Below are 16,343 nucleotides of genomic sequence, written 5' to 3' on the forward strand. Positions count from 1 at the left end.
CGCAGCCTAATGACCGCGATCCGGGCACGGCGAGCCAATTCAGGCCGGGTCACTCCGCGCCGGGAAGGCGGCCCTCGCATCGGATGTCCGGGTCGGCCACCGGCCGGCGGGGCATCATCCAGTCCAGTGCGGTCTCCTCCACCGGCCAACCGCCCGCCGACACGAGGCTGTACGGCACCGCCGCCGCCTGTGGGCACAGGACCTGCGACTCGACCCAGTCGTTGGGCAGGAACCGCACGGCGGCCGTGCGGTCCAGCACGATCGTCGACGTGTCGGTGACCGCGATGAGCGCCCCGAGCACCACCTCCCGGCCGCCCTCGGCCGTACCGTCGCGGGCCGCCGTGCCAGCGCTCGCCGCCGGGGACGTCGAGGCCGGAGTCGCGGACGTCAGGGTCGGGCTCGGGGTCGCCGTCTCGGTGAGGTGCTTCGGGAGCACCTCGACCGCGGCGGTGGGCAGCAGCGGCACCCGGAGGAACACCGCGCCCATCACCACGGGCAGCACGGCCGCGACCGTGAACGCCAGGCCGTGCGTCAGCGTGGGGGCGATCCATCCGGGAATCGGGCCGGTGAGCAGCAGGGTGGCGGCGGGCGGCACCGCCAGCAGGGCGGCGGTGGACAGCTCGCCCTCCCGGTACGCCGTCCAGATCGCCGGTCCGAGCACGCTGTACGCCAGAACCGCCGCCGCCAGTGGCAGGGCCACGCTGACGAACAGGATCCGGGTCGGCTGATCCGGGTGCAGGTAGCGGGTGCGCAGCGCCAGCAGCCAGAGGCCGAGCATCAGCAGCGACGGCAGGAAGCGGAGCTGCCAGGTGAGCGCCGCCAGCGCGACCGCCGCGCTGATCACCCATCCCGGGGTACGTGCCGTTCCCGAGGCCAACAGGGAGCGTTCCGGGTCGAACCGGTCAGGGGCGCTGAGCCGGAGCAGTCGACCGAGGACGCCGAAGGTGAGCACGACGACGGGGAACGCCCACACCAGGGCGATCAGGAGGGCGCTGAGCAGGCCGAGCGGGCTGACGTACTGGACCAGCAGCAACATTGTGGACATGTCCTGCTGGCTGAGCTGCCAGAGCCGCAGCACCAGCAGGAGGACGGGGAAGGCGGGTAGGAGGGTCAGCAGCCACTGTTGCGCCTGCCGCGCCCCCGCCATCCGACGCGGGCGAACGGCCCAGTGTGAACCGGTGACGACCCGGGGTGCGCCGGGGGCGGCAGGGCGATCCTCTCCCACGGCCACTGTCGCACCTCCACCTTCCTCGGATCGGGTTGCTGCTGCTCCGCGACGGGCTGCGGGAGGTTGTATCCCTGCTGCCACCGGAGGTTGGCGTTGAACGCGTTCTCCCAGGCCGAGTTGTCCTCGTCCTTGGCCGACTCGTAGAGGGCCAGATCGACCAGGTCGAGCAGGGCCTTGTTGGGGCCGGTGTTGACGCCCCACCGCTCCTGCGGCGACGAGCCGATGTCCCAGTGCCGCAGCGGTTTGACGTTCTTCAGGGTCACGGTGAACCGCTGACCGTCGTCGCCCGGTTGGTCGCCGGTGACGAAGCCGGCGAGGATCGCCGCGTCGGTGGTGACGGCCTGCACCTTGCCGTCGTACATCTCCTGGATGCACTCGCTGATCCGGTTCCGGCCCACCGGCGTGGCTCCGGCCTCGGCGAGGCGCTGGATGGACGTCGAGGTGGTCAGCGAGCAGACCGTCAGTCCACGCAGATCCTCCAGGCTGCTCACCTGGCCCTTGAAGTCCTTCAGCGTCACCACGGACTGCTCGGTGTGCAGGTACGCGGCCGAGAAGACCGCGCCCTCCTCCCGGCGCTTGTCGTTGATGCTGTACGAGGCGATGACCAGGTCGACGGTGACGAAACCCTCGCCGTCCTGGGCCTGCCGACGGGCCCGGTCCTCACTCTCGATCGGCACGAACCGCACCTGGGAGTGGTCGAAGCCGAGATAGCTCGCGATCATGTACGCGATATCGACGTCGAAGCCCTTCCAGACGTTGTTCGGAAGGCGCTGTGAGATGCCCGGCTGGTCGTCCTTCACCCCGATGATGAGCTGCTGCTTGCCCTTGAGCTGAGCGTCCTCCAGCAACTCGTCCCGGGTCGGCGGACCCATGGCGAGGACGATCGGGACCAGGGCGGCGGCCAGGACGGCCAGCGCGACGACGAGCCCCACGAGTCGGATCTGACGGGTCCGTGTGGTGCGCGACGCTGTGTCCGCCGCCGGTGCCGGCCCGGCGGGGCTCGGCTCGCTTGCCTGACTCAACTAGGCCCTCCCGCTGCACGGCCCGATGACCGGTCCTCCATTGTGGGGCCTGGTGACGAGCGAGGGCACTCCGACATCCGCCGGATTGGCGACACGTTCCGGGCGGCCTAGCTGGCCGGATGATCGTCGACCTGGCGGTATGCCGCGCTTCCAAGCCCAGGTCAGTGCTTGATCGACTCGCGTTCGCCGAAGTCGCGGTGTCAACTCGACTCGGATACCGCGATATCGGTGAACTCGTGTCGATCAAGGCGCGCGCATGACCTCCGCCACGTCGGCCGATCGGGGCACCGGCCGACGCGCCTGCGGTGAAAGACTGGTCGCCGCAGGCAACGGGTGGCGTGAGGGGGCGCGGGTGCGCTGGCGCAGTTTTGTCGCGGTCGGGGACAGCTTCACCGAAGGTATGGACGACGCGTACCCGGATGGCACCTTTCGGGGTTGGGCCGACCTGGTGGCGACCCGGCTCGCCGCCGAGGCGGGCCCCGACTTCCGGTATGCGAACCTGGCCATCCGGGGCCGGCTGTTCCCGAGCGTGGTCGCCGAGCAGGTGCCCTCCGCGGTGGCGATGAAGCCCGACCTGATCAGCTTCGCGGCCGGCGGCAACGACGTGCTGCGCCGCACCTTCAACCCGGAGACGCTTGTCTCCCGCTTCGACGAGGTCGTTCGGCAACTCCGGTCGGGCGGCGCCGACGTGCTGCTCTTCCGATTCGCGGACGTGATGGCACGCCTGCCCGGCCAGCGTCTCGTCGCTCCCCGGGTGGAACTGCTCAACCAGGCGGTCGGCGAGACCGCCGCGCGGCACGGCGCGATCCTGGTCGACCTGTACGCCGACGACACGTTCCTCAACCCGATGCTGTGGAGCACGGACCGGCTGCACCTCTCCCCGGCCGGGCACCGACGGGTCGCCGGGCAGGTGTTGAACGCGCTCGGCGTGGGCTGTGACGAGGAGTGGCTGCTGGTCCCGCCGCACCCGGCGCCGTCGCCGTGGCTCGCCGCGCGTGCCTCGGACCTGCGCTGGGCCGGGCAGTACCTGGCCCCGTGGATCAAGCGGCGGCTCACCGGCCGGTCGTCCGGTGACACGGTGACCGCGAAGCGCCCGCTGCTCGGGCCGATCGTCGACTGACCACCTCGCAACCGATCCCTTTCGGGACCGAGCGTGGTCCGGACGGCAGCGTCCGGACCACGCTCACTCGCGCCATCCGACGCCCCGGCGGCCCTCCGGCATCAACCCACGTGGTGCTCTGAGTCCCTAGAAACCGGCGGACTCACACGTCCTGTCGTAGACGGGGTAGGAACCGCCGTTGGCGTAGTAGGTGCCAGAAACCACCGTGCACCACTCCTGGTTGCCGCTCCAGTTCTGGCCAACAGCGGTGTCGCTGATGTGTGGAGCCGCGTAGCCCGTCGAGGTCGAACCCTTGCTGGCGCCGTTGGCGGTGATCGTCACCTTGATCTCGGCGTCGGCCCAGGGGTCGCAGTAGATGTGACCGGTGGCGTAGACACTCGGACTCCGGTACCAAGGCACGTCGGCGACCGCGTAACAATAGGTGGCCGCGGCTGCCTGGCCCCTGGTCTGTGCCTGGGCGGCGCCGGGCGTACTGACGACGGCGGCCGTGGCCGCTACGGCGATAACGCTTGACGCGATTCTCTTGATCACTTCCTGGTCTCCTTCGGCGCAGATGCTTCCCTATGGATCTCTCGCTGCGCTCAAGCCTGAGTGACAGCCGGTGTGTCGGGAACCACCCAAGCCGTTCCGAACAGTCCCGCACATCCTTGACGAGATCCGGCGAGCGCCGCGTCACGTCCGATGGCCGGTCAGCAGAGGCTCTGGCGGCGTACCTTGGGGATCATGTCTGTGCCGAACGATCCTGATCCCCGCCTCCAGTCGTACGCCGACCCGCGGCGGCTGGTCACCACCGACTGGTTGGCCGAGCACCTGGGCGACGAGGGCCTCGTCGTGATCGAGTCCGACGAGGACGTCCTGCTCTACGAATCCGGTCACATCCCCGGCGCCGTCAAGGTCGACTGGCACCTCGACCTGAACGACCAGGTCACCCGGGACTACCTGGACGCGACCAGCTTCGCCGAGATGTGCGCCGCGAAGGGTATCGGTCGGGGCGACACCGTCGTCTTCTACGGCGACAACTTCAACTGGTGGGCCGCGTACGCCCTCTGGGTCTTCTCGCTCTTCGGCCACGTCGACGTGCGGCTGCTCGACGGCGGCCGGCAGAAGTGGGTCGCCGAGGGGCGCGAGTTGACCCGCGACAAGCCGGCCCGGCCCCGCGCCGATTACCCGGTGCCGCTGCGGGACGACGCGCCGCTGCGCGCGTTCCGCGAGCAGGTGATGGCCCACATCGCGGTGGGTCGGCCGCTGGTCGACGTCCGGTCCCCGGGCGAGTACACCGGCGAGATGCTGCACATGCCGGACTACCCGCAGGAGGGCGCGCTGCGGGGCGGGCACATCCCGGGCGCGGTCAACAAGCCGTGGAAGTCCGCCGCGAACGAGGACGGGACGTTCAAGTCCGCCGACGAGCTGAAGGCGATCTACGCCGACCAGCTCGGGCTCAGCCCGGACGACGACGTGATCGCGTACTGCCGGATCGGCGAGCGGTCCAGCCACACCTGGTTCGTGCTGCGGCATCTGCTCGGCTACCCGCAGGTGCGCAACTACGACGGCTCGTGGACGGAGTGGGGCAACCTGGTCCGGGCGCCTGTGGTGAAGGGCGACCAGCCCGGCGGCATCGCCGTCTGAGACGCGGGGTCGACCGGCTGGGCCCCCGGAGGCCCAGCCGGCCAGCTCCAGCGCACCGCCCCTCAGCCGGGCGGCACCAGCACATCCCGCTTCAGCCCGCCAGCGCCAGCACGCCGCGCAGGTCGGGGATGATCCCGGTGATCTCGCCGGTCTCCGGGTCCCAGCGCGCCAGGGCGGCCGGTTCCAGGCGCAGCAGCACCGCGCCCTTGTTGTCCCAGCCCAACACCGGGCAGCAGCCCTTGCCACGGTCCCGCCCGAGGTCGAGCAGGTGGGTCACCGAGCCGGTGCGGGAGTCCAGCACGGCCACCCCCTCCGCGCCGCTGATCTGGCTGTTGACGATCCACGCGGCGCTGGCCAGCCGGCCCCCGTGCAGCCAACCCCGGCCGTAGAACTCGTTGACCTGATAGGGCGGCGGCAGCCCGTCGAAGGTGATCCGCGATTCGGAGCGGACCGGGCGGTCGAAGGCGGTCCGGTTCTGCAGCTTCAGGTCACCGCGCTCGCCGACCATTTCGAGCGGAGCCGCCCCACGGCCGGCCTCCGGATCGGGTGCGACCACGTTCCAGGCCGACACGTCGGTGGTGCTGGCCGCCTCGGTGTCCCGCTGCACCACGTACGTCCGGTTGTCGCCGCCGACCAGCACCCGGTCGTACGCCCACACCACCAACTCCAGGTAGCCGTCGAGTGGGATGCGACGTACGCCCGCCGTGGTGAGGTCGACCATGATCAGCTCGTTGGTCTGCGCGAACGCCGCCCACCGGCCGTCCGGCGACAGGACACCCGGCTTGACCGCTGTCGCCTCGTTGCCGCTCTCATCCCAGGTGGGTGCCGGCGTCACCACGTCCAGACTGCGGACCACGCCGTCGTCGCCGAGGATTCGGATCGGGCCGTCCGGTTGACCCTCCTCGCTCAGTGGCTGGAACAGCGCCAGCGCCCGCTGGACCGGTCGTGCGGACAGCGTCACGGTCGGCGGGCCGCTGATCCGGCTCAGCGGATCGGGTGGGTACGTCAGCTTGGCGGGTGGGCGCTGCACGGGATCGCCGTGGGTGGGCGCGACGGTCGGCGCCACCGGATGGGTCAGGCGTGGATCGGGCGACGGTCGCAGGGCGACCGCCGCGCCACCGGCCAACACCACGGCCACGACGACCGCGCCGACGGCCCGCCGGGTACGTCGGGTGCGCCGCGCCCGTTCCCAGCCATTCGACGCCGGTGTGCTGGGCAGCACGTCCTGCACGGTGACGGTGAACAGGTCGCGCAGGTTCTGCTCGTTCACTGGTTCACCTCCACACCGTTGGCGCCCCGACCCGGTCGGTCGTCCCCGGTGAGGGCGGGAGCGACCTCCCGGAGCCGCCGCAGCGCCAGGTGGCACTGGCTCTTCACGGTGCCCACGGTCACCCCGAGCGCCTCGGCCGTGGCGACCTCGGTCAGGTCCTCGTAGTAACGCAGCACCAGCACGGCCCGCTGCCGTGGCGGCAGCATCCCCAGCGCGTCGTGCAGGGTCAGCCGCAGCGCGCCGTCCCGGTCCGGCGCGGCCCGCTCCGGCGGCGCGGCGCTGAGCCACTCCCGGCGGCGACGTCGCCACCAGGACACCGCGTCCCGGTAGAGGATGGCCCGCACGTACGCGGCGGGATCGCCGTCGCGGACCGAGGTCCAGCGCAGCGCCAGCTTCAGCAGGGCGTCCTGGAGAAGATCCTCGGCCTGGTGCCGGTTGCCACAGATCAGGAAGGCCGCGCGCAGGAGCCGGTGCTGGTTGCTCTCCACGAAGGCGAGGTAGCCGTCGCGGCCGTCGTCCGCCGTCGATCCCATCCGCACCCCTTCCGGCCGCCCGCGGTGCGCGTCACCCGACAGACGCACGGGAGGGCGGAAAAGGTTGGACCGATTTTCCGGCCGGTCGCAGGATCCGCCACGCCACCACCGTCACCAGCGCGAAGACGCCCGCCGCCGCGCTGATCACCGGGACCGTCCCGTGGGCGGCGGCGACCAGCCCGGCGAGCCCCGCGCCGACCGGCGCGGTGAGCAGACCGACCATCCGCTGGGCGGCGCCGACCCGGCCGAGCAGCCTCGACGGCACCTCCCGCTGACCGTACGACGCCCACAGGCTGTTCCACACCACCGTTCCGGCGGCGAAGACGGCAAGCGCGAACGCGCCCGGCACCGGATGCCGGGCCAGCGCGAAGCCGGTCAGCGCCACGGTCTGCGTGGCGAGAACCGCACCCAGCGCCGGTACGGTGCCGAGCCGGGCGGCGAGCCGGTTCGATCCCAGCGCCCCGGCCACCCCGCCGAGGATCACCGACGCGGCGAACAGCCCGTACCCGGCCGGCGGCACCCGCAGCACGTCCAGCGCGTAGAGCACGAGCACCGCCATGATGCCGGAGATCGCCAGGTTGCTCGCCGCGCTGAGCAGGGTGACCCGCCACATGGTCCGGTGCGCGCGCAGCCACCGCACTCCCTCGACGATGTCGCCCCACACCGATGCGCGCCCGGTCGTCGGCGTGGCGGGTACGGCGGCCGCAGGGGTGAGGGCGAGCACGAGCAGGGCGGCCACCGCGAAGGTGACGGCGTCGAGAGCGAACGGGAGGGCGGGAGCGGCGGCGAACAGGACACCGGCGGCGGGAGCGCCGAGAAAACCTCCGGCCACCGCCGAACCCGCCTGGAGACGGCCGTTCGCCCGGGACAGCGCGGCCGGCGGCACCAGGGCCGGGAGCATCGCGAAAGACGCGGCGTCGAAGAGTGTTCCCAGCGCGGCGAGTAGGAACGCCGCCACCAGCAGGAGCCCGATGCTGGCCCGGTCGACGGCCACCGCCACGGCCACCGCCGCCACCACTGCGGCGCGTACCCCGTCGATGCCGGCCATCGTCCGGCGGCGGTCCCAGCGGTCCGCGTACACCCCGCCGAGCAGGCCGAAGAGCAGCGGCGGCACCTGCGCGGCCACGGTGACCGCGGCGATGACCCGGGGGTCGCGGGTCAGCGTGGCCGCCAGCAGCGCCAGCGCCGGCGTCCGCAGCGCGTCCCCGAAGCGGGACGCCACGGCGGCGGACCAGAGCAGCCGGAAATCCCGGCCCAGAACGGAGGAGGTCATGCCGCCGACCGTGCCGGTTCGACCGGGTCGAGGGTCAAGCCGCCGGGCGAAAGGGGGACGCGGGCCGCCGGTGATCTTGGGTACGGTGAGCGCCGGCATCGGGACCGGGGAGAGCACAGGCGTGGACCACACCTTCCAGGTCGACCTGCGTGGCGTGGTCGACCTGCTCAGCCATCACCTCTACGGCAGCCCTCGGGTCTACGTCCGGGAGCTGCTCCAGAACGCCGTGGACGCGATCACCGCCCGGCGTACCACCGAGCCGGACGCGCCGGCGCTGGTCCGGATCGAACCCCCGGAGATCACCGGGGACGGCACCCTCCGGGTGCACGACACCGGCGTGGGCCTGACCGAGGCGCAGGTACACGAGCTGCTGGCGACCATCGGCCGCAGCTCCAAGCGTGACGAGCTGGGCTTCTCCCGGCACGAGTTCCTCGGCCAGTTCGGCATCGGCCTGCTCTCCTGCTTCCTGGTGGCCGACGAGATCCAGGTGCTCACCCGGCACGGCGACGATCCCACCGTCCGGTGGACCGGGTACGCCGACGGCCGGTACGGGGTGACCGTGGCGCCGCCGGAGGAGGCCCGCGCCGAAGTGGGCACCACCGTGACGCTGGTGCCCCGCCGTGACGCCGACCAGTGGTTCAGCACCCCGACCGTCGTCGACCTGGCGCGGCTCTTCGGCGCGTTGCTGCCGGTCACCGTCCGGGTCGGCGACGTGATCACCACCGTCGGTGAGCCGCCCTGGCCCACGACGCCGGGCACGCCGGTCGATCGGGCGGCGCTGATCGCGTACGCCCGCGAGACGCTCGGGGTGGACCCGTTCGACGTGCTGCCGCTGAGCGTCCCCGAGGCCGGGCTGACCGGTGTCGCCGTCATCCTGCCCACCGCGGTGAATCCGGCGGCCCGTGCCGGGCACCGCGTCTACCTCAAGCGGATGCTGCTCACCGAGAACGCCGACGGCCTGCTGCCGGACTGGGCGTTCTTCGCGCACTGCGTCGTCGACGCGAGCGAGTTGCGTCCGACGGCCAGCCGGGAGGCCCTGTACGAGGACACCCTGCTGACCGCGACCCGGGAGGCGCTCGGCGACCAGGTACGCGGCTGGCTGGTCCGGCTGGCTCGACACGACCCGCACCGGTTGGCCCAGTTCCTCCAGGTGCACCACCTCGGCGTGAAGGCGCTGGCCCTGCACGACGACGACATGCTCCGGCTGGTCGACAGGTGGTGGCCGATGGACACCAACGTCGGCACGCTCACCCTCGCCGAGTTCCGGGAACGCCACGGGGTGGTCCGCTACGCGGCCAGCCTCGACGAGTTCCGCCAGCTCGCCGCGGTGGCCGCCGCACAGGACCTGGCGGTCGTCAACGCCGGTTACACGTACGACACCGAGCTGATCGAGCGACTGCCGGCGGTGGACCGTTCGGTGCTGATCGAACGGCTCGAGCCGAGTGACCTCACCACCCGGTTCGAGGCCCTCGACCCGTCCGTGGAACTGGCGCTGCGGCCGTTCCTCACCGCCGCGCAGCGGGCCGTCGAGCGTTCCGGGTGCGAGGTGGTCATCCGGGCGTACGACCCGGTCTCGCTGCCCGCGCTCTACCTGGTCAGCCGGTCGGCGGCGTTCAACGACCAGCTCGCCGCCAGCCGGGACCGGGCCGACGAGCTGTGGGGTGGGGTGCTCGACGCGCTCGCCGCCACCGCCCCACCGGACCGCCCGCAACTGGTGCTCAACCACCGCAACCCGCTGGTGCGGCGGGTCACGATGCTGGGCGACCCGGAGCTGGTCGGGCTCGCCGTCGAGGCGCTGTACGGGCAGGCGCTGCTGCTCGGGCACCATCCGATCCGCGCGGCCGACGCCGCGCTGCTGAACGATTCCTTCCTCGGCCTGCTCGGCCGGGCCGTGCCGGGACGGGAGCAGGAATGAGTGACGAGGACCTGTGGCGGGTGCTGCGGGGCATCGCCGACATGCCGTACGGGGCGGGGCAGATCGCCGCGCTGGAGCAGTTGTTGCGCCGGGTGGACGCCGCCGACGACCGGCACCTCGCCTTCGTCACCCGCATGCAGGCGACGACCGGGTACGTCTACGGGGGCGAGCCGGCGAAGTCGTTCGTGACGTTCTCCTGGTGCCTGTCCGAGTTCGACCGTGACCCGCAGCCTTACCACCAGCAGCACCTGCACCAGTTGCTGTGGCACTTCAAGTACATGGTGTCGGGTCTGCTGAAGTTCCCCGAGGTGCCACTGGACCGCACGTACGCCGTGCTCGACGACATGGAGCGGCGCTACCGGGCCGGCGGGCACAGCCTGCAGACCGTCCACAAGCACCGGTTCCGGGTCGCCGATCACGTGGGCGACGCCGAGGCTGCCGCGCACTGGTACCGGCTGTGGCAGACGACGCCCCGTGACGAACTGTCCGACTGTGCGGGGTGTGATCCGACGAGCCAGGTGGGCTACCTCGCCGACACCGGTCGGGACGCCGAGGCGGTGGCCCTCGCCGAGCCGGTGCTCGCCGGTCGGCTCACGTGCACCGAGCAGCCGCAGGCGATCCTCACGGCGCTTCTGCTGCCGTACCTGCGTACCGGTCGGGGTGAGTCGGCCCGCGACGCGCACCGTGAGGCGTACCGCAAACTGCGCGGCAGCCTCGCCGACCTGTGGGACATCGGCGACCACATCGAGTTCTGCACGCTCACCGGCAACGAGGCACGGGCGGTCGAGCTGGTCGAGCGGCACCTGGACTGGCTGGACCGAGCGCCGTCGCCGGCCGCCGCCATGCACTTCGCGGCGACCGCCGCCGCCGCGCTGCGCCAGGCCGGCGTGGCCACCGTGTACCGCCGGGCCGCCGAGGGCCGGCCGGCGGCCGAGGTGCCGGCGTCGGCGCTGGCCGACGAGCTGGCCGACCGGGCGACCGAGCTGGCCGCCCGTTTCGACGCCCGCAACGGCACCACCCACCAGTCGGGGTGGATCACCCGTCGGCTCGCCGTACGACCGAGTGGCGAGCACGTGCCGCTGTCCGCGAGCGTCCGTCGCCGTCCGGCCCGAACCGGTGGGGATACGCCGGTCGATGGGGCAGCGTCCGCGTCCGAACGGCCCGGCCGGGCACCGGTCGAGGTGTCCACCGTGGCTCTACCCGCCGACGCCGACGAGCTGCTGACCGTCGCCGAGGAGAGCTGGGGCCGGCACGACCGGGTCACCTTCCAGGCGGCGCTGGCCGCGTACGACGACCGGTTCGACGCCGCCGACCTGCCGCCGCGTACGGTCGCGCACCGACTCTCGCTGCGGGCGGCCGAGCGGGGCGACGAGGACGACGTCGAGGGTGCGGTCGAGCTGAACCGGGCGGCGTTGGACCTGTACCGCTCCGCGGGCGAGGAGCTGCCCGCCCAGGTGGTCGCGGGGCGGCTGGGCGTGCTGCTGACCCGCGCCGACGAGCACGCCGAGGAGGGGCTGACGCTGGTCCGGGAGGCTGCCGAGACCCTGGACCGGCTCGGCGACCCCCGGCAGCGCGCCGCCGGGTACGACCGGCTGGCGTTGGCGCTGCTGCACCGGCAACGCTGGGCGGACGCCCTGGCGGCCCTTTCCCGGATACCTGCCGACGCCGGTGGCGACGAGCACCTGGCGGCCCGGATCGCGCTGCATCAGGCACATCTGCTGGAGCAGTCCGACCGCATCGACGAGGCCCGCGCCGCCGCCGTCCAGGCCCGCCGGATGGCCTGTGAGCTGGGCGTCGACGAGCTGGTCACGGCCGCCTGCCTGGCCTGCGCCCGGACGGTCGACGATCCGGCGGAGGCGGTGGCCGCCTGCGACGAGGCGCTGCGGGTGGCACCGGTGGACGCGGAGCTGCCCGTCCGGGTCGCCCGCGCGCGGGCACTGCTCTCCGCCGGCCGGGCCGCCGACGCGGTGGACGACCTCGTCGAGGCGGTGACGCTCTGCGTGGAGCGGGGCGCCGAGGGGGACGCGTTCCTGCGCTGGGAGCTGGCGAACGCGTACCGGGTGGTGGGTCGGCTCGCCGAGGCGGCCGAGGTCGCCGAGGAGGCCGTGCTCGGCCTGGACCGCCTGGGCGCCCAGGCGGAGGCCGACCACTGCCGGCACCTGCTGGCCGGCGTGTACGCCGGGCTCGGCGAGATCGACCCCGCGTTGGCTCTGCTGGAGCAGTTGTCTGTCAACCTGGACGGCCCGGACAACCTGCCCATCCGGGCCCAGGTGCTGGAGGAGGCCGGCGGGATCCTGTACGACGCCGACCGGGACGCCGCGGCCGCCGAGCGGTTCGCCGCCGCCGCCACGGCGTACCGGCTCGCCGATCTGCCGCTGGACGAGCTGCGCGCCCGTCGCCGGGAGGCGTACGCCTGGTTCTGGTCCGACAACCTGCCGGAGGCGGTCCGTGTCGTCGAACTGGCGGACGGGCTGGCGGCGGCGTTGGCCGGGCAGCCGGAGCCACCGCCAGCGGTGACGTACGAGCTGGCGATGACGGCCGAGACCGGCGCGCGGGTGCTGACCGGGGAGGGCCGGGCGGACGAGGCGCTGGAACGGCTCGCCGGGGTGCCCGACCGGCTGCGGTCGATCGAGGCGTTCGGTGAGGCGGCCCAGATGGAGATCCTCGTCGGGGAGCTGCTGCTCCGACTGGACCGGCCGGTCGAGGCGGAGCCGCTGTTGCGTCGCGTACTCGGTGGGTTGCCGGCCGGATCGCGGCCGGTCCGCCAGACCGCGTGGTTGCTGGCCCGTGCGTTGGACCTGCTCGACCGGCCCGCCGAGGCAGCCGCCCTGCGACAGGAGCACGACCTCGACCCGGACGACTGACCGCTGCGGCGAACCGACCGGTATCCGTCGCCCCACCGCATCCAGCTCGCGGTCTACGCTTGCCCGGTGACGGTGGAGCAGCAGGCACGGGGGGCGGCGGGTACGGGCCGACGCCGGTCCCGCAAGGACGAGATCCTGGAGATCGCGGTCGGTCTGTTCGCCGCCCGCGGCTACCACGGCGTGTCGATGGACGACATCGGCGCGGCAGCCGGGGTGACCGGTCCGGCGCTCTATCACCACTTCGCCGGCAAGGAGGCGATGCTGGCCGCCGCGCTGATCCCGGTCAGCGAGGGGCTGCTGGCCGGCGGGCGGGAACGTGCCGCTGGGCACCCGGACGACCCGCGCGGCGTGCTGGAGTCCCTGATCGACTTCCACGTCGAGTTCGCGCTGGCCAACCCGGCCGTGATCGCGCTGCACCTGCACGAGCTGGACCGCCTGCCGGAGGAGCCGCGGCGACGGATCCGCCGGCTGCAACGGATGTACGTCGAGGAGTGGGTGACGGTGCTCACGGCGCTGCACCCGGGCATGCCCGACGGCGAGGCTCGGGTGCTCGCGCACGCCGCATTCGGCCTGATGAACTCGACTCCGTTCCTCGGCGGCGAGGTGGACCGGCGACGTCGGGCCGAGCTGTTGCGTGGAGCGACCCTGGCCGCGCTGCTCGCCTGAGCCGACTCGTCAGAAGTACGCCGGTCATGATTCCCTGACATCGTCCCAACATCCGGACGCCGGGAGGAAACATGATCGAGTCACTGCTGGTCGCCAATCGGGGCGAGATCGCCCGCCGGGTCATCCGGACCGCCAAGCGGCTCGGCATCCGCGCGATCGCGGTGTACTCGGAGGCGGATGCCGACCTGCCGTTCGTCACCGAGGCGGACGAGGCGGTCCTCATCGGCCCGCCGACCCCGGCGCAGAGCTACCGCAACGTCGAGGCGATCCTCGCAGCCGCGAAGTCGACCGGCGCGCAGGCCATCCACCCTGGCTACGGCTTCCTGTCGGAGAACGCGGAGTTCGCTCGTACCGTCGAAGCCAGTGGGCTGATCTGGGTCGGACCCGGCGCGGACGCGATCAGCGCGATGGGCGACAAGATCAATGCTCGGAACCTGATGGCGGCGGCCGGCGTGCCGGTCGCGCCCGGCACCACCGATCCGGCCGCCGACCTGGACGCGGCCGTGACGGCCGCCGCCGAGATCGGCTACCCGGTGATGGTCAAGGCCGCCGCCGGTGGCGGCGGCATGGGCATGGGCGTGGCCGTCGACGAGGCCGCGTTGTGCACCGAGTACGACAAGGTGCGCGCCTTCGCCGAGCGGATGTTCGGCGACGGATCGGTGCTGATCGAGCGGTACTTCCCCCGGGTGCGGCACGTCGAGGTGCAGATCCTCGGCCTGGCCGACGGTCGGGTGGTGGCGCTCGGCGAGCGGGAGTGCTCGGTGCAGCGGCGCAACCAGAAGCTCGTCGAGGAATCCCCGTCGCCGGCGGTCTCGCCGGAACTGCGAGCGCGCCTGCTGGCGGCGGCGGTACGGGCGGGCGAGGCGGTGGGCTACCGCAACGCGGGGACCGTCGAGTGCCTGCTCGATCCTTCGACGAACGAGTTCTTCTTCCTGGAGATGAATACGCGTCTTCAGGTGGAACACCCGGTGACCGAGTACGTCTACGGGATCGACCTAGTCGAGGAGCAGTTGCGGGTGGCGTCCGGGCTGGCGCCGACGTTCGATCCGGACGCGCTCGCGCCGAGCGGGCACGCCATCGAGATGCGGATCAACGCCGAGGACCCGAAGCGCTTCCTGCCCGGCCCCGGCGTGATCCGGACCTGGGTGGAGCCGACCGGCGAGGGGGTCCGGGTGGATTCCGGCTACACCGGGGGCAACACGGTCACGCCGTTCTACGACAGCCTGCTGGCCAAGCTGATCGTCACCGGCGCGACCCGCGACGAGGTGCTCGAACGCGCTCGCGGCGCGGTCGCGGCGTTCCAGATCGAGGGCCCGAAGAACAACGTCCCGTTCTTCGCCGAGCTGCTGGGCAACGAGGAGTTCCGCTCCGGCGCCTACGACACCGGAATCGTCCCCCGCATGCGCTGACCTGCTCCGATCCGAGCCTGTAGTTGATCAAGAGGTTTGCGTCATCGGTGGCCGGAATTTTGACGCAAACCTCTTGATCGACGCCGATGGGCGAGGGCTGGTCAGTGGAACCTGGGTAGGTTGTCGGTTCCGTGCCAGGGCTGGTCAGCCAGGCGGGGTAGCTCTCCTCGGCTCTGCCCGGGCAGGCCGGGGCCGCCGGTGTCCAGCCTCGGTGCACGATGGTTGCCCGGTACTGGGCCGCCGACCCGGAAGTGCCGGGCGTTGAGTGCCCCGGTGGACGGATCGCGCTGTCTCGGTAGGTTCTCCGACGTCGGGCCGGGACCGAGGTGTCGAGCCGTGATGGCGGTCCGTAGCTCGGTGACCTCCACCATGCAGGCCTTCAGCCGCTCGTTCAACTCGTCGATCTCCTGGCGCAGCGCCCGTGCGGTAGTCGGATCGTCGAGCGACCCGGTGCCAGCCGCGAACTCCGGCCGGTCTCCGGTCGGCGGCTTCTCACCGCGGGCCAGCTCGTACAGCTCGGCGAAGTACGCCAGCCGCTGCTGTTGGAACTCCTCCGGTACCGCGTGCTTCACCACCAGCATCACCGTCTGCCAGGGCGGCCCCTTGCTCTCGGCGGTGAAGTGCCGCGACAGCTTCTTGCGCAGCATGCGGGACTGCTTTCTGGCCCGGCTGGCCCGGTCGGGATCGGACGTCGGCGGGTGGATCCGGTCTGCCAGCCTCTGCCAGGTGTCGACCTGCCCGATCTCGGCCTCCACGGCTTCGCGGACCGCCAGCGTGTACGCCGCGACGTCGGGGTTGTGATAGCGCTGCGCGTATTGCGCTTCGAGCTTCGATCGTGAGACGAGTCGGCGTCTCCGGGTGCGTTCCTCTGCTTCGTTTGTCATCTCGTTCCTTTCACCCGGGTGGTCATCTCGGTCCTTGCAATGGGCTGGTCATGTAGGTCCTTCCAAGAGCTCACATGACTCGGACCAGTATTTGTACCGCCTCCGATCAACAGCGCGGGTCTTGCGGGCTGTGTCGCCAGTCAGATTCTGGCCGGGTCGCTGGCCGGGGCGGAGCCCTTGTCTCGGAGGCGTTCCGGCTTGGTCCTTGTTGGACTTCCGCTGCTCCGTCGGTCTGGCCGGGCTGGCCGGTCGAGAACCCGGTCAGAAGATCGTTCGGTCCGTCGGATCCCGTCGTTGTCGTAGTCGATGGGAGGCAACCCCATTGTTTGTTGATCGCGGGATCAGTCGTGGAAGTTCCACGGAATGACAATCCCGCGACAATTGTCAACCGATGCTGGAGAGGAAGGCAGATGAACGGCAATTCGGTTCGACCGCCGAACACTGGACGACGTATCGTCCGAACTCTGCGGAAGATGTCGCTCGGCACCGATGGTGCCGCAGTGATGGCCCTGCTCGTGGGTCGGGAGGACGCC

At 71.7% G+C, this 16,343-nt stretch carries 14 protein-coding genes; 7 read left to right on the top strand and 7 right to left on the bottom strand.

The window, feature by feature from the left end; genetic code table 11:
• Positions 1-49: 49 nt before the first annotated feature.
• Together ACIA3K_RS23010 and ACIA3K_RS23015 are read right to left on the bottom strand one after the other, a co-directional pair.
• Positions 50-1,147, bottom strand: a complete 1,098-nt coding sequence (locus ACIA3K_RS23010; RefSeq protein WP_396803574.1) for a hypothetical protein — start codon at positions 1,145-1,147, stop codon at positions 50-52.
• The gene (locus ACIA3K_RS23015) at positions 1,111-2,160 is read right to left on the bottom strand and encodes a transporter substrate-binding domain-containing protein (protein ID WP_396803576.1); all 1,050 of its coding nucleotides are present in this window, start codon (positions 2,158-2,160) and stop codon (positions 1,111-1,113) included. The genes ACIA3K_RS23010 and ACIA3K_RS23015 overlap by 37 nt, the downstream gene beginning before the upstream one ends.
• Positions 2,161-2,369: 209 nt before the next feature.
• Here ACIA3K_RS23015 and ACIA3K_RS23020 point away from each other — a divergent pair, with 209 nt between their 5' ends.
• Positions 2,370-2,510 carry a hypothetical protein gene (locus ACIA3K_RS23020; RefSeq protein WP_396803578.1) on the top strand — a complete coding sequence of 47 codons (141 nt, stop codon included), beginning with the start codon at positions 2,370-2,372 and terminating at the stop codon, positions 2,508-2,510.
• 92 nt (positions 2,511-2,602) lie between these two features.
• The gene (locus ACIA3K_RS23025; RefSeq protein WP_396803687.1) at positions 2,603-3,370 is read left to right on the top strand and encodes an SGNH/GDSL hydrolase family protein; all 768 of its coding nucleotides are present in this window, start codon (positions 2,603-2,605) and stop codon (positions 3,368-3,370) included.
• A 126-nt stretch (positions 3,371-3,496) separates the two neighbouring features.
• On the opposite strand, the gene ACIA3K_RS23030 is transcribed toward ACIA3K_RS23025, so the two are convergent.
• On the bottom strand, positions 3,497-3,901 hold the full coding sequence (locus ACIA3K_RS23030; protein WP_396803579.1) for a hypothetical protein: 405 nt from the start codon (positions 3,899-3,901) through the stop codon (positions 3,497-3,499).
• A gap of 192 nt (positions 3,902-4,093) precedes the next feature.
• On the opposite strand from ACIA3K_RS23030, the gene ACIA3K_RS23035 reads away from it, so the two are divergent.
• Positions 4,094-4,996, top strand: a complete 903-nt coding sequence (locus ACIA3K_RS23035) for a sulfurtransferase (RefSeq protein ID WP_396803581.1) — start codon at positions 4,094-4,096, stop codon at positions 4,994-4,996.
• Between the two features lie 91 nt (positions 4,997-5,087).
• On the opposite strand, the gene ACIA3K_RS23040 is transcribed toward ACIA3K_RS23035, so the two are convergent.
• Genes ACIA3K_RS23040 through ACIA3K_RS23050 form a run of 3 tightly spaced genes read right to left on the bottom strand, consistent with a single transcriptional unit; the run spans position 5,088 to position 8,072 of the window.
• Positions 5,088-6,266 (bottom strand): hypothetical protein, encoded by a 1,179-nt coding sequence (locus tag ACIA3K_RS23040; RefSeq protein WP_396803582.1) that lies wholly within the window; start codon positions 6,264-6,266, stop codon positions 5,088-5,090.
• Positions 6,263-6,799 (bottom strand): SigE family RNA polymerase sigma factor, encoded by a 537-nt coding sequence (locus ACIA3K_RS23045; protein ID WP_396803584.1) that lies wholly within the window; start codon positions 6,797-6,799, stop codon positions 6,263-6,265. Before ACIA3K_RS23045 ends, ACIA3K_RS23040 begins: the two co-directional genes overlap by 4 nt.
• Before the next feature lie 31 nt (positions 6,800-6,830).
• Positions 6,831-8,072, bottom strand: coding sequence for an MFS transporter (locus ACIA3K_RS23050; RefSeq protein ID WP_396803586.1), 1,242 nt, complete (start codon positions 8,070-8,072; stop codon positions 6,831-6,833).
• Positions 8,073-8,193: 121 nt separating this feature from the next.
• On the opposite strand from ACIA3K_RS23050, the gene ACIA3K_RS23055 reads away from it, so the two are divergent.
• The 4 genes from ACIA3K_RS23055 to ACIA3K_RS23070 all read left to right on the top strand — a co-directional run bounded on the left by ACIA3K_RS23055 (position 8,194) and on the right by ACIA3K_RS23070 (position 14,926).
• Positions 8,194-9,987, top strand: a complete 1,794-nt coding sequence (locus tag ACIA3K_RS23055; RefSeq protein WP_396803588.1) for an HSP90 family protein — start codon at positions 8,194-8,196, stop codon at positions 9,985-9,987.
• Entirely contained in the window at positions 9,984-12,851 is a 2,868-nt protein-coding gene (locus tag ACIA3K_RS23060) for a hypothetical protein (protein WP_396803590.1), read from the top strand. The genes ACIA3K_RS23055 and ACIA3K_RS23060 overlap by 4 nt, the downstream gene beginning before the upstream one ends.
• 66 nt (positions 12,852-12,917) lie before the next feature.
• Entirely contained in the window at positions 12,918-13,517 is a 600-nt protein-coding gene (locus ACIA3K_RS23065) for a TetR/AcrR family transcriptional regulator (protein WP_355048539.1), read from the top strand.
• Between the two features lie 71 nt (positions 13,518-13,588).
• Positions 13,589-14,926, top strand: coding sequence for an acetyl/propionyl/methylcrotonyl-CoA carboxylase subunit alpha (locus ACIA3K_RS23070; protein WP_396803592.1), 1,338 nt, complete (start codon positions 13,589-13,591; stop codon positions 14,924-14,926).
• Positions 14,927-15,027: 101 nt separating this feature from the next.
• Here ACIA3K_RS23070 and ACIA3K_RS23075 read toward each other — a convergent pair whose 3' ends face one another.
• Positions 15,028-15,810 (bottom strand): hypothetical protein, encoded by a 783-nt coding sequence (locus ACIA3K_RS23075; RefSeq protein ID WP_396803593.1) that lies wholly within the window; start codon positions 15,808-15,810, stop codon positions 15,028-15,030.
• Between the last annotated feature and the right edge of the window lie 533 nt (positions 15,811-16,343).

It is taken from the genome of Micromonospora sp. NPDC051543, from assembly GCF_044454415.1.
In the GTDB taxonomy this organism is placed as follows: domain Bacteria; phylum Actinomycetota; class Actinomycetes; order Mycobacteriales; family Micromonosporaceae; genus Micromonospora.